At 65.5% G+C, this 13097-nt stretch carries 11 protein-coding genes; 7 read left to right on the forward strand and 4 right to left on the reverse strand.

Annotation, left to right across the window (positions count from 1 at the left end; all coding sequences use genetic code 11):
* A partial coding sequence (locus tag ABLE85_RS16200) for a LysR substrate-binding domain-containing protein (protein WP_348793749.1) occupies nucleotides 1–857 on the reverse strand: 857 nt, incomplete at its 3' end.
* A gap of 221 nt (nucleotides 858–1078) precedes the next feature.
* On the opposite strand from ABLE85_RS16200, the gene ABLE85_RS16205 reads away from it, so the two are divergent.
* The 7 genes from ABLE85_RS16205 (at nucleotide 1079) to ABLE85_RS16235 (ending at nucleotide 10490) form a co-directional block, all read left to right on the forward strand.
* Nucleotides 1079–2692 (forward strand): GMC family oxidoreductase N-terminal domain-containing protein, encoded by a 1614-nt coding sequence (locus tag ABLE85_RS16205; protein ID WP_348793750.1) that lies wholly within the window; start codon nucleotides 1079–1081, stop codon nucleotides 2690–2692.
* A 41-nt stretch (nucleotides 2693–2733) separates the two neighbouring features.
* Nucleotides 2734–3840, forward strand: a complete 1107-nt coding sequence (locus ABLE85_RS16210; RefSeq protein ID WP_348793751.1) for a mandelate racemase/muconate lactonizing enzyme family protein — start codon at nucleotides 2734–2736, stop codon at nucleotides 3838–3840.
* Nucleotides 3837–5327, forward strand: coding sequence for an aldehyde dehydrogenase family protein (locus ABLE85_RS16215; RefSeq protein ID WP_348793752.1), 1491 nt, complete (start codon nucleotides 3837–3839; stop codon nucleotides 5325–5327). Before ABLE85_RS16210 ends, ABLE85_RS16215 begins: the two co-directional genes overlap by 4 nt.
* 38 nt (nucleotides 5328–5365) lie before the next feature.
* Entirely contained in the window at nucleotides 5366–6955 is a 1590-nt protein-coding gene (locus ABLE85_RS16220) for an ABC transporter substrate-binding protein (protein ID WP_348793753.1), read from the forward strand.
* A 102-nt stretch (nucleotides 6956–7057) separates the two neighbouring features.
* A complete protein-coding gene (locus ABLE85_RS16225) occupies nucleotides 7058–8014 on the forward strand; it encodes an ABC transporter permease (protein WP_348793754.1) in 957 nt (318 codons plus the stop codon).
* Nucleotides 8015–8036: 22 nt separating this feature from the next.
* The gene (locus ABLE85_RS16230) at nucleotides 8037–8852 is read left to right on the forward strand and encodes an ABC transporter permease (protein ID WP_348793755.1); all 816 of its coding nucleotides are present in this window, start codon (nucleotides 8037–8039) and stop codon (nucleotides 8850–8852) included.
* Nucleotides 8853–10490 (forward strand): ABC transporter ATP-binding protein, encoded by a 1638-nt coding sequence (locus ABLE85_RS16235; RefSeq protein ID WP_348793756.1) that lies wholly within the window; start codon nucleotides 8853–8855, stop codon nucleotides 10488–10490. It begins immediately after the preceding gene.
* A gap of 398 nt (nucleotides 10491–10888) precedes the next feature.
* Here the strand turns inward: ABLE85_RS16235 and ABLE85_RS16240 are convergent, their stop codons facing one another.
* The 3 genes from ABLE85_RS16240 to ABLE85_RS16250 all read right to left on the reverse strand — a co-directional run bounded on the left by ABLE85_RS16240 (nucleotide 10889) and on the right by ABLE85_RS16250 (nucleotide 13091).
* Nucleotides 10889–11434: a pilus assembly protein TadG-related protein gene (locus tag ABLE85_RS16240; RefSeq protein WP_348793757.1), complete on the reverse strand. Its 546-nt coding sequence runs from the start codon at nucleotides 11432–11434 to the stop codon at nucleotides 10889–10891.
* Entirely contained in the window at nucleotides 11434–11811 is a 378-nt protein-coding gene (locus ABLE85_RS16245; protein WP_348793758.1) for a TadE/TadG family type IV pilus assembly protein, read from the reverse strand. The genes ABLE85_RS16240 and ABLE85_RS16245 overlap by 1 nt, the downstream gene beginning before the upstream one ends.
* Nucleotides 11812–11984: 173 nt before the next feature.
* A complete protein-coding gene (locus ABLE85_RS16250; protein ID WP_348793759.1) occupies nucleotides 11985–13091 on the reverse strand; it encodes a Gfo/Idh/MocA family oxidoreductase in 1107 nt (368 codons plus the stop codon).
* Nucleotides 13092–13097: the final 6 nt, after the last annotated feature.

The raw sequence follows: 13097 nt of genomic DNA on the forward strand, positions 1-13097 counted from the left end.
CGGAAGATGACGGCTTCGGGATTCGTGCGCTCGGCCGAGCGGGCGGTCAGGATGTAATGCGCCTCATCGATGTCGATGCCTTCGGCCAGCGGGCTGAACAGGCTGCGCTGGCGCAGGAAGGGCTCGGCATAGCCCCGTTGCACGATGCATGGACCGAGCCCGGCTGACGTGAGTTCGATGGCGAACAGCGAGTTGTCGGTCATCGTACTCACCCGCACCTTGCGGTCCGTGATCCGGTGTTTGCGCAACAGCTTCGTCCAGCGGTCCTCGCAGCCCATGATGTGGACGACGCCGTGGTCGAGCAGCGCCAGTAGTTTTTGACGGTCGTCTCCCTCCGGCAGCTCCACGTCGTTGCGGGCCACGACGATGGACGGCTCGTGCAAGAGCGGGCGCACCTCGAAATCGCCCCATTGCCCGTCGCCGAAGCGGATGTCGACGTCGACGGCGGTGGTGGATTCCGCCCAGACCGCGGTCAGGATCCTGAGCTTGATGTGAGGAAAGGCGGCGTAGAATTTCGGCAGCCGCGGCGCGAGCCAGTTGGCCGCGAACAGTACGGGCGCGCGCACCGTGATGTGGCTTTCGTGGTCGGCGCCGAACAGCCCCACGGTGGAAATCGTCAGCTCGTCGAAGGCCTTGCGCACGCTTGGCAGGTAGGCCCGGCCGATGTCGGTGAGCCGGAGGCCGCGCGCCAGCCGCTCGAAAAGCTGGAAGCCGAGCCGTTCTTCCAGCGAGCGGACCTGATGGCTGATCGCGGCCGGGGTCAGGTTCAGCTCTGCGGCCGCCGCCGAGAAGCTGGAGCGCCGCGCGGCGGCCTCGTAGGCGCGCAGCCACTGCAGGGGAGGGAGCGAAACCGACACGACTGGAACCTCTCAAGCTTCAAAAAAAATGGGGCCTTAAGGCATTAATGCTTTGTTTGACTTGTTGCAAAGCCTCCCGCGATATTCCTTCACGATCGCCATGCGGCTTCCCCACCACGAGGAGCGGCGGCTGACGGCCCGCGCCCCCTGGGTGGCGCCGGCATCGAGTCGCTGGAGGCTGCGCAGAGGATGGCGATCTGATCGAGCGGAAAGGTTCGGCGTTGGAGGAATATGACTATATCGTCGTAGGTGCCGGTTCGGCGGGATGCGTCGTGGCCGAAGCCCTGTCGCGCGATGGCTCGAGCAGCGTTCTGGTGCTGGAGGCCGGCGGCTCGGATCTCAATTTCTGGATCAAGATGCCGATCGGCTATGGCCGCACCTTCTTCGACCCGCGCATCAACTGGATGTATCGGACCGAGGCCGACCCGGAGACGGGCGGCCGCGAGAGCTATTGGCCGCGCGGCAAGGTCATCGGCGGCTCGAGCTCCATCAACGCCCTGATCTACTGCCGCGGAATGCCGACCGACTTCGAGGACTGGAAGGCCGCGGGCGCCGAGGGCTGGGGCTGGGACGACGTGCGTCCGCATTACGAGGCGGTCGAGCGCCGCATCGGCGAGGACGGTTCGGTCAGCGGCAACGGCCCGCTCTACGTGACCAATGTGCGGCGGGACATCCACCCCTCCAACCGGCACTATTTCGCGATGGCCCGCGAGATGGGGCTTCCCGTCACCGAAGACTGCAACGGGCCCGAGCCCGAGGGCGTCACGCACTACCGCATCAATACGAAGGGTGGCCGCCGTTGGTCCGCAGCCGACGCCTTCCTGCGCCCGGCGCTGAAGCGGCGCAACGTCAGGCTCGTCACCAAGGCCATGGTGGAACGTATCGCGATCGAGGGGCAGCGCGCGACCGGAGTTTCGGTGATGCTGCCGAGCGGGCGGCAGACGTTCCGCGCCCGCAAGGAAGTAATCGTCAGCGCCGGCTCCGTGAATTCTCCCAAGCTGCTGCAGCTTTCGGGCCTGGGCCCCGGCGCGCTACTGCAGGAAATGGGCATCGAGATCGTTCGCGCCAACGACAATGTTGGCGGCAATCTCCAGGACCATCTCGGCATCAACTATTATTACAAGGCGACCGAGCCGACCCTGAATACGACGCTGTCGCCATGGTGGGGCAAGCTGCTCCAGGGCATGCGCTACGTGCTCGCGCGGCGCGGGCCGCTCAGCCTCAGCGTGAACCAGTGCGGCGGTTTCGTGCGCTCCCGCGAGGGGCTCGAGAGGCCCGACCAGCAGCTCTACCTCAACCCGGTCACCTACACGACCGCGCCGAGCGACAAGCGGCCGATCATCAATCCCGATCCGTGGCCGGGCTTCATCCTGTCATTCCAGCCGGCGCGGCCGACCAGCCGGGGCCGGATCGACATCCGCTCGAACGATCCGGCGGCTGCACCGCGGATCGTTCCGAACTACCTGTCAACGCGCAAGGATCTCGAGGACGTCGTGGCCGGCGGCCGGCTGATCCAGCGCATGGCGCGCACGCCCGCGATCCGCGCCTTCGCCAAGGAGGCCATGGCGCCGGACATCGAGAAGCTCGACGACGGCGGCATATTGGAGGATTTCCGCGAGCGCTGCGGCAGCGTCTTCCACCCGGTGGCGACCTGCCGGATGGGTCGCGACGAAACCTCCGCGGTGGTCGACTCCAACCTCAAGGTCTTCGGCGTAGACGGCCTCAGGGTCGTCGACGCTTCCGTCTTTCCCAATGTCACGTCGGGCAACACCAATGCCCCGACGATCATGCTGGCGCACCGGGCTTCGAGCCTGATCCTGCGCGACCGGTCGTAACGGCCGGTTTGATCCACTTTCGCATCGAGTGAGTTGTTCCGTTGAAAATTCGCAAGCTTGAGACCTTCACCAACGAATATGTCGGCTTCGTCCGCCTCACCGCGGAGGACGGTTCGATCGGCTGGGGACAGCTGTCGACCTACAATTCCGACATCACCGCGACGGTGTTCCAGCGCCAGATAGCGCCGTGGGCGCTGGGTCGCAGCGTGCTGCATCTCGATGCGCTGCTGCGCGAGATCCCGGAGCGCGAGCACAAGTTCTCCTGCTCCTATCTCTATCGCGCGATGTCCGGCCTCGACACGGCGGCGTGGGACCTGCGCGGCCGCCTGGAAGGGAAGCCGGTGGCGGCGCTGATCGGCGGAACGCCGGGCAAGCTGCGCGCCTATGCGTCCTCCATGCGCCGCGACATCACGCCGGAGGACGAGGTCGAGCGTTTCCTGCGCTTGCGCGACGCGCACGGCTTCGACGCCTTCAAGTTCCGGATCGGGTCGGAATGCGGCCATGACCGCGACGAATGGGAAGGGCGCACCGAGGCCATCGTTCCGGCGATCCGCAAGGCGCTGGGGTCCGATGTCGCACTGCTGGTGGACGCCAACTCCTGCTATTCCCCCGCCCGCGCCATCGAAGTGGGCCGGATGCTGGAGCAGAACGGCGTCGAGCACTTCGAGGAGCCGTGCCCGTACTGGGAGATGGAGCAGACGCGCGAGGTGACCCAGGCGCTGACGCTCGATGTCACGGGCGGCGAACAGGACTACGACATGCAGCATTGGCAGCGCATGATCGCCATGCGCGCGGTAGACATCATTCAGCCCGACGTCCTCTACCTCGGCGGCATGGCGCGCACGCTTCAGGTGGCTCGCATGGGTGAGGCGGCCGGCCTGCCCTGCACGCCTCATGCGGCAAACCTGGGCTTGGTGACGCTGTTCACCATGCATCTGCTGCGCGCGATTCCCAACGCCGGCAAGTATCTCGAGTTCTCCATCGAGGGGCCGGACTACTACCCCTGGCAGGAGGGCTTGTTCACCGAATATCCCTATGAGGTGACCGACGGCATGGTCACCGTGACCGACCGTCCGGGCTGGGGCATCGAGATCAGCCCCGAGTGGCTGGCGAAGTCCACCTATCAACAGAGCGAGCTTGCGGCATGATCAACGACGCCGCCGAACTCGCAAGGACGTATTTCGAGACGGGGACCCTGCCGGGCCTCCCTGAAGGCCATTTCATCGGCGGAAAATTCGTCGCCGGCAGTGATGGCGAGACGATTGAAAGCTTCGATCCGGGCTCGGCGCGGGCCTTCGCCCGCTTCAGCGCCGGCAAGGCCGAGGATGTCTTCAGGGCTGTAGAGGCGGCCGAGAAGGGGCTGGCCGTGTGGCGCGACACAGCGCCCGCCGAGCGCTGCCGCGTGCTCAACCGCGCCGCGATGCTGATACGCGAGCGCGCCGAATATCTGAGCGTCCTGGAGTCGCTCGATTCGGGCAAGACGCTGGACGAGGCGCGCGGTGACGTGCGCTCCTGCGCCCGGCTGTTCGAATATTACGCCGGTGCCGCCGACAAGCTCGAAGGCCGTTCCATTCCGCTGGGAGCCGGCCTGTCGAGCTGGACCGAGCGCGAGCCGGTAGGCATCACCGCGCAGATCATTCCGTGGAACTATCCCACTTCGACCTTCGCGCGCGGCATTGCGCCGGCGCTGGCGGCCGGATGCGCCGTCGTTGCGAAGCCGGCCGAGACCACGCCGTTCACGGCGCTGGTGCTGGCGGGGTGGCTGCACGAGGCGGGCGTGCCGGCAGGCGTGGTCAATGTCGTGACCGGCCTTGGCGTCGACGCGGGTGCGGCGCTGGTGCGCCACCCGTCGATTGCGCATGTCACCTTCACCGGGTCGGTGCGGACTGGCGTCGGCGTCATGCAGGCCGCAGCGCCGAACGTGACGCAGCTGACTTTGGAGCTCGGCGGCAAGTCGCCGCTGGTGGCGCTCGCCGACAGCGATGTCGACAAGGTGGTCGATGGCGCGCTGTGGGCGATCTTTTCCAATGCCGGCCAGATCTGCTCGGCGGGCTCGCGCCTGGTCATCGACCGGAAGATTCACTCAGAGGTTCTGGAAAAACTCGTGCAGAAGGCGCGAGCACTCAGGCTAGGGCACGGCCTGAAGGGACCCGACGTGGGCGCCCTCAATTCGGAGGCCCATCTCGGTCGGGTCCACGCACATGTCGAGGCGGCACGCCAGCGCGGCCGCTCGATCCTGACCGGCGGCAAGCCTGTGACCGATCCGGAGACGGGCGCCGGCTGGTTCTACGAGCCGACGATCATCGATGGCCTGCCGTGCGACGACCCGGCAGTGCAGGAGGAGATCTTCGGGCCGGTGCTCGCCGTACAGGTTGTGGATGGAGCGGATGAAGCCATAGCGGCGGCGAACGGCACCGAATATGGGCTCGTCGCGGGCATCTACACCCGTGACATCAGCGAGGCGCTTCGCCTTGCCCGTGCCATCGATGCCGGGCAGGTCACCATCAACGATTATTGGGCCGGGGGCGTGGAAGTGCCCTTCGGCGGCAACAGGAAATCGGGCTTCGGACGCGAGAAGGGCCTCGAAGGCATCGAGGCTTATGTGCGCACGAAGGCGATCACGATCCGGCATTGACCGGGCTCTGCAGTATCTTTTCGAAGTAGGAGGAACGGATGAAAGACCACATTGAAGCACTGAAACGCTCCCTGATCGGGGGGCAGATCGACCGGCGCGGCTTCATGACCGGCGCGCTGGCGTTCGGCGCCGGCCTCTCGCTGGCCTCGTCTGCCTTCGACCAGGCCCAGGCCGCGACGCCGAAGAAGGGCGGCACGCTGAAGGTCGGCTTCCTGCAAGGCTCGACCTCGGATTCCTTCGATCCGGCGACCTACAACAACGACTTCATGTTCGTGACCAACTATGCGGTCTTCAACCACCTGACCGAATTCGGCCCTGGCGGCCGGATCGATCCGGAGCTGGCCGAAAGCTTCGAGCCGGAGCCGGGCGCGAAGGTGTGGACCTTCAAGCTGCGCAAGGACGTAGAATTCTCGGACGGCAAGAAGCTGACCTCGGCGGACGTGCTGGCCTCGATCGACTACCATCGCGGCGAGGATTCCAAGTCGGCGGTCAAGCCGGTGCTCGCCCAGATCGAGGAGATGAAGGCGACGGACGACCACACCATCGTCTTCACCCTGACCACCGGCAATGCCGACTTCCCCTACATCTTTGCCGACTACCATCTGTGCGTGAAGCAGGCGGTCGACGGCAAGATCGATCCGATGAGCCAGATCGGCACCGGCGGCTACACGGTTGAGAGCTTCGAGCCGGGCGTGCGCATCCGCCTGAAGCGTCGCGACGGCTACTGGAAGGAAGGCCGCGCCCATTTCGAGCAGATCGAGATCACCACGATCGCCGACACTGCGGCCCGCATGAACGCGCTGATGACCGGGCAGGTGCACGTCATCGACCGGCCGGACCTCAAGACCATCCATCTTCTGAAGCGCGCGCCGGGCGTGCGCGTCGAGACGACCTCGGGCACGCTGCACTACACCATGCCCATGCATGTGAATACCGCGCCCTACGACAACCAGAATGTCCGCCTGGCGCTGAAGCACGCGATCGACCGCGAAGAGCTGGTCGACAAGATCCTGCGCGGCTACGGCACGGTCGGCAACGACCATCCGGTCGCCAAGTCCATGCCGTTCTTCGACGCGAGCATCGAGCAGCGCGCCTATGACCCGGACAAGGCCCGCTTCTACCTGAAGGAGGCCGGCCTCTCCTCGCTGGACGTGCAGCTCTTCACCTCCGAGGCGGCCTTCGAGGGCGCGGTCGACGCTTCGCTGCTCTATTCCGAGCAGGCCAAGAAGGCCGGCATCAACATCGAGGTCGTGCGTCAGCCGAGCGACGGCTACTGGTCGAACGTCTGGCTCGTGAAGCCCTTCTGCACCAGCTACTGGGGCGGTCGCCCGACGCCGGACTGGATGTTCACCGCCGGCTATTCGAAGGACGCGGAGTGGAACGACACCAAGTGGCAGAACGAGCGCTTCAACGCGCTGCTCTTGGAGGCCCGCGCCGAGACCGACCAGGCCAAGCGCGCTGAGATGTATTCGGAAATGCAGCTCCTGTGCCGCGATGACGGCGGGGCGCTGATCCCGATGTTCGGCCAGTATGTCTTCGCCCTGCGCGACGAGGTCCAGCACGGCGAGCTCAGCGAGCAGTGGAACCTCGACAGCCTGCGCTTCGTCGAGCGCTGGTGGATGGCCTAAGGGTCTTTGACAGGCAATGCCGGGGTGCTGAGGAAAGCGCCCCGGCATTGCGACGACTGACGGGGGAGGGTATTGCCCGTCCGTTCTCGGCTGGGAGGCTGTATGGGAAAAATCTGGATCCTCGTGGGCGAGCGCCTGGCGCTGGGGCTTGTGACGCTGATTGTGGTGTCGGCGCTCATCTTCGTCGGCGTCGAGCTTTTGCCGGGCGACCTTGCCCAGCAGATCCTCGGCCAGTCGGCCACGCCTGAGACGGTTGCCGCGTTCCGCAGGGAGCTGGGTCTGGATCAGCCGGCGGTCTATCGCTACCTGCACTGGCTTGCGGGAGTGGCGCATGGCGAGTTCGGCAACTCGCTGGCCAATGGCCGGCCGATCTCGGACCTTCTGGCCGTGCGGCTCAAGAACACGCTTTTCCTGGCCAGCTTCGCCGCGGCGATCTCGGTTCCCACCGCGCTGTTCCTCGGCGTCATGGCCGCGCTCTACCGCAACTCGATCTTCGACCGGCTGTGCAACGTGGTCGCGCTCACCTGGGTATCCCTGCCGGAATTCTTCGTGGCCTATGTGCTCGTGCTGTTTCTGGCGGTGCGGGTCGCGCTGTTCCCGGCGATCTCCAGCATCGACGCGGAGATGTCGCTGGCCGAAATGCTCTATCGCTCGTTCCTGCCGGCGCTGACGCTGATGCTGGTGGTGATTGCCCACATGATGCGCATGACGCGCGCGGCGATCATCAACGTGCTGGCCAGCCCCTATGTCGAGATGGCCCGGCTCAAGGGCCTGAGCCGGCTGCGCGTCGTGCTCTTCCACGCCCTGCCGAACGCGCTGGCCCCGATCATCAACGTGGTCGCGCTCAACCTCGCCTATCTGGTCGTGGGCGTGGTGGTGGTGGAGGTGGTGTTCGTCTATCCGGGGCTCGGGCAGCTTCTCGTCGACGCGGTGACGAACCGTGACGTGATGGTGGTGCAGTCGGTCGGCCTCGTCTTCGCCGCCGCCTACATCCTGCTCAACCTGCTGGCCGACATCCTGTCGATCGTCACCAATCCAAGACTGATGAACCAGCGCTGAGGGCAGGACGATGAGGGATTTCTTGCAGACGTTGAAGAGTGCCCCGCCGACCGCCTGGTTCGGCATGGCTGTGATTGCGACGATGGCGCTGGTCGCCGTCTTTGCGCCGCTGATCGCCCCTTATGGCGAAACCCAGATCGTCGGCGCGCAATACGAGCCGTGGAGCGAGGCGTTCCTGCTCGGCACCGACAATCTCGGGCGCGACATGTTCTCGCGGCTCGTCTTCGGCACCCGCAACACGGTGGGCTTGGCCTTGCTGGCGACCGCGATCGCCTTCGGCATCGGTTCGGTGCTGGGCATCGTGGCGGCGGTGCTTGGCGGTCTCGTCGATCGCATCCTGTCGCGCATCATCGATATCATCATGGCGATCCCCTCGCTGATCCTGGCGCTGATGCTGCTGACCATCGTCGGCGCGTCGATCGCCAGCATGATCTTCGTGATCGCCCTCATCTATGTCGCCCCGGTGTTCCGGCTCGCGCGGGCTTCGGCGCAGTCGGTGGTGGTCATGGACTACATTGAGGCCGCCCGCCTGCGCGGCGAGGGGCTGGGCTGGCTGGTGGTGAAGGAGGTGCTGCCCAACATCGCCTCCACGCTGGTCGCCGAATTCGGCCTGCGCTTCTGCTTCGTGTTCCTGTTCATCGCGGCGCTGTCCTTCCTCGGCCTGGGCATCCAGCCGCCGACGGCCGACTGGGGCTCGATGCTGAAGGAAAACGCGACCCTGATCTCGTTCGGCGACATCACCCCGCTGCTGCCGGCGGCGGCGATCGCCCTCCTGACCGTATCGGTCAATTTCGTCGTCGACTGGATGCTGCATCGCTCCAGCGGATTGAAGGACTGAATGATGGACGGCGGCCAGAAGACCAATTCGCTGTTGCTCACGATCCGCGACCTTTCCATCGAGGGCAGGTCGTCGAACGGCTGGACGAGGCTGGTCGACAGCATCGACCTCGACCTGCATCGTGGCGAGGTGCTCGGCCTCATCGGCGAGTCCGGCGCGGGCAAGTCGACGTTGGGGCTTGCCTCCATGGGCTACACCCGCGACGGATGCCGCATCGTGTCGGGGTCGATCCGCTTTGACGGGCTTGATCTGGTCGGCTGCGGGGAGCGCGTGCGCCAGGACCTGCGCGGCAAGCGTATTGCCTATGTGGCCCAGTCGGCGGCCGCGTCGTTCAATCCGGCCTACCGGCTTATCCAGCAGCATTGCGAGGTGCCGGTGGTGAAGGGGGTGATGACCTCCGCCGAGGCCCAGGCCGACGCGATCGAGCTCTACACCAAAATGCGCCTGCCGACGCCTAACGAGATCGGCTTCCGCTATCCGCACCAGGTGTCGGGCGGCCAGCTGCAGCGAACCATGACCGCGATGGCGATGGCCTGTCGGCCCGACCTGATCATCTTCGACGAGCCGACGACGGCGCTTGACGTCACCACCCAGGTCGAGGTGCTGGCGGCGATCCGCAACATCGTCGAGCAGTTCGGCACGGCCGCGATCTACATCAGCCACGATCTGGCGGTGGTGGCGCAGATGGCTGACCGCATCATGGTGCTGAAGAACGGGCGCCTGGTCGAGGTGGCCGAGACCCGCACCATGCTTGCCGCCCCGCGCGAGGACTACACGAAGTCGCTCTGGGCCGTGCGCACGCTGGCGCGCGAGGCGGAGGCGCCGAGCGATGCCGGCGCGACGCCCGTGGTTTCCCTGTGCGGCGTGGATGCGGCCTATGGCTCGGCCAAGGTGCTGCACGACGTTTCCTTCGACATCCATAGCGGCCGCACCGTGGCTGTGGTCGGCGAGTCCGGATCGGGCAAGTCGACGGTCGCGCGCGTCATCAGCGGCCTGCTGCAGCCCACACGCGGCGAGGTCCGTTTCGAGGGCCGCGCTTTGGCGCCCGGCTATCTGGCACGCGGCCGCGACGACCTGCGCCACGTCCAGATGATCTATCAGATGCCCGACACGGCGCTGAACCCGCGCCAGACCATTCGCGACATCATCGGTCGCCCGGTCGAGTTCTATCTCGGCCTGAAGGGGCGCGCGAAGGAAGAGCGCATCCACGCCTTGCTCGACCAGATCGAGCTGGACCCGAAGACCTATATCGACCGCCGACCGACCGAGCTTTCCGGCGGCCAAAAGCAGCGCATCGGCATTGCCAGGGCGCTGGCGGCGGAGCCGAAATTCATCATCTGCGACGAGGTGACGTCTGCCCTCGACCAACTGGTCGCGGCCGGAATCCTGAAGCTGCTGGCGCGCGTGCAGAAGGAGTTCGACCTGGCCCTGATGTTTATCACCCACGACCTTGCGACCGTGAAGGCGGTGGCCGACGAGGTGGTGGTGATGCAGCAGGGGCGGGTTGTCGAGCAGGGGCCGGTGGGCACGGTGTTTTCCGCCCCGGCGAACGACTACACCAAACGGTTGCTGGAGTCCGTTCCGGAGATGGACCCGGAGTGGCTCGACCGGCAGATCGGGGCGCGCCGCAGCGCCTGATGGGCGTCAGGCCCGCGCCGATGCTGGCTGCGCAGGTTCAGGCAGCCGGGGTGAAAGCCAAAAGACTGGGAACGACCGATATGGCTTTCACCCGCAAGGCATGCTCCTGCTCCGGCGGGTCAGCCCCTTCCGATTGCGGGGGGCGCGGCGGAAGGGGCTGAGGGAAACCCACCGGAGTGGAGGGCGCAGGCTTGTGCCTGCAAGAAGAAACCTATCGGAAAGATTAAAACATAACGTAATCGCCGACTGCAACCATAAGGCGAAAATGGTCGTGGGGGAAACCTGCCGGTCAGGCTCGGTTATCGACTAACTTTGTAGCGGGGGGCTTGGTATTCCTTACAGCGGACGGGCAGCGGTGTGAGAACGGTGGTTTGCAGCCAGCACCCTGCTGACGCGAGCTACTGCACCAAAGCGGACCGACCAGAGGTAGTAATTCCGGCCTGCGTTGAAACGCTCGCGGTGGCCTGGGCGTTGATGACAGGGAAGCCCATGAGAGCGTTGCCGAAATGGCGCGTCCCCATCTTGCGGAGGGTGACGCGAACGGCGTTGTAGGATTTTGCTCCGGCCTCGAAGCGTGCGCCCACTGCCTTGCCGGCAGATCCGACATAGCGGCCGGGCATGATCGTGACCGTCGGCAGATCGCCCGTATCGACGGGCCTGCCGGCGCGCAGAACAGTCACGTCGGGCATGCCGTTGTCACGGAAAGTCGAGAGAACGGCAGTCTCCATCCTGTCGAGATTGGCCGCAGCCATGATGGCGGCGAGGTCCACCAGGGATTGCGCCTCGCGCCGCTCCGCGTAGAGCGCGCCTTCGTCGACGGATATGGCCGCAAGCACGATCGCCACCGGCATCGTCAACGCGGTCAGGACAGCGATGTTTCCCGAGGTACCGGAGAGGAAACGCCTGGCAAGTGTTCTCGCCGCCTGTCTCCCGGGAGACCGCATCATATGCCTCCGATCCGGATGGTCGACTGGCGGGAGATGATCCTGCCGGGCAGCGGCAGGCCGTTCAGCAGGTTCCATAGCGGCAGTGCGGTCGCGTCGTAGCGGACGGCAACGACGAAGCGCGTTCCGTCTCCGGTGGGGTCTCGCGCCTCGACGGACAGCTTCCGCGGATCGACGAAAGAATAACCGCCGGCATTGAAGCGGACGAAGTCGGCCGCCAGGGCACGCCGCTCGGCTTCGCTGCGGCCGGAGATGGCCGCACGTGCCACCTCAGCGGCGATCTGCTGGACCGAGTGACTTGCCCCGACATGGATGCCGTAGGCGGTCATGCCGAGGAAAAACAGAATGAAGGTCGGCGCCAGAAGCGCGAATTCCATCGCAGACGTTCCGGCTCTCGACAAGGCAAAGCGATCAATGAGGTCTTCCATGCGCAATTGTCGGCACGGAAGGTCACAAGAAAGGGAGAAGCACCGCTTCAATTACAGGCAGAATATGGTTGTGGGCAGGCGGTTCGGCAGGTCACGCGCCGGCAGCGCTGGAAGCCCTTCAGTCAGGCCGGGTCGCGGTGACGGGCGGCAAGCCGGCCGAGATCGCAGAGCAGGTCCTGGTCCTTCCTGGCGTGCTCGATCGTATTGCGCACCTTCGTCCCTTCGACGGCAGCCGACCAGAAGCCTTCCATCTGACGGATATAGGCTTCCTGATAGCCGTTGCGCAGGACACTGCGCCCGAACCTGTGTCCCGTCGACCGCTGCACGATCAGCTCTGTCTGCTGGTGGTTGAGATAAGGCGACGGGAAGACGAGCTCGATGACGGAGTCGTCGAAATAGAACGCCACGCGCTCCCGGTAGTCGGCCAGCTTCGGCACCTTCACATGCACCATCTGCCACAGGCTGTGGCCGTTGTTCATCCGCACCATGCCGGCACCGCCGTCGCCCCCGGCAAAAATCTCCGCCCCAATCGGCTGGAGGTCGTCGACGCCCAGATGATCGAGCATGCCGTGCACGATGTTCACGTCATGCACGATGCTGGACGAGTAGGCGGAGATGAAACCCTTGAAGGTTAGCGGGTCGACCTCGCGGCCAAGTGCGGCCGCGGTCTGCGCCAGCACCGCGGCGCGGCCGGCCGCCAGCGCCTCGGCCGATAGGTCGCCGGTCTGGCGCTGCCGATGCTGCGCGGTGTGGTAGGCGGCATCGGCCTCGTTAACCTCGACCGCGACATAGCGCAGCCTGGAGGCGTCCCCGGGCAGTTCCTGCAGGGCCATCTCGTAGCTGGCATCGAAGCGCTTCATGTAGCCGACCTGCACGACGCGGTTCTTGGCGTCGCGCAGCGCGATCAGGTCGGCGAAATCCTGCGAGCCATAGCCGAGCGGCTTTTCGGTGAAGACATGCAGGCCGGCCTCCAGCCCCTTCCTGACCGCCGTCACATGGGTGAAATCGGGCGAGGCCACCAGCAGGGCGTCCAGCTTCTCGTTGAGCAGTTCGTCGAGGCCGGCGCAGGTTTTCATGCCGAACTGCTCCTCCATGAAGGAGCGCGCCGCCGGAGAGGGGTCGGCGCCCGCTACGATCTCGAACTTGTCCTTGAGCTTCAGAAGGTTTGGCACGTGCTCGATCTGGCTGATCATGCCAAGGCCGAAGACGCCGATGCGAAGAGAGGTCATGGGCAA

Source organism: Mesorhizobium sp. KR1-2, from assembly GCF_040045035.1.
In the GTDB taxonomy this organism is placed as follows: Bacteria; Pseudomonadota; Alphaproteobacteria; order Rhizobiales; family Rhizobiaceae; genus Pseudaminobacter.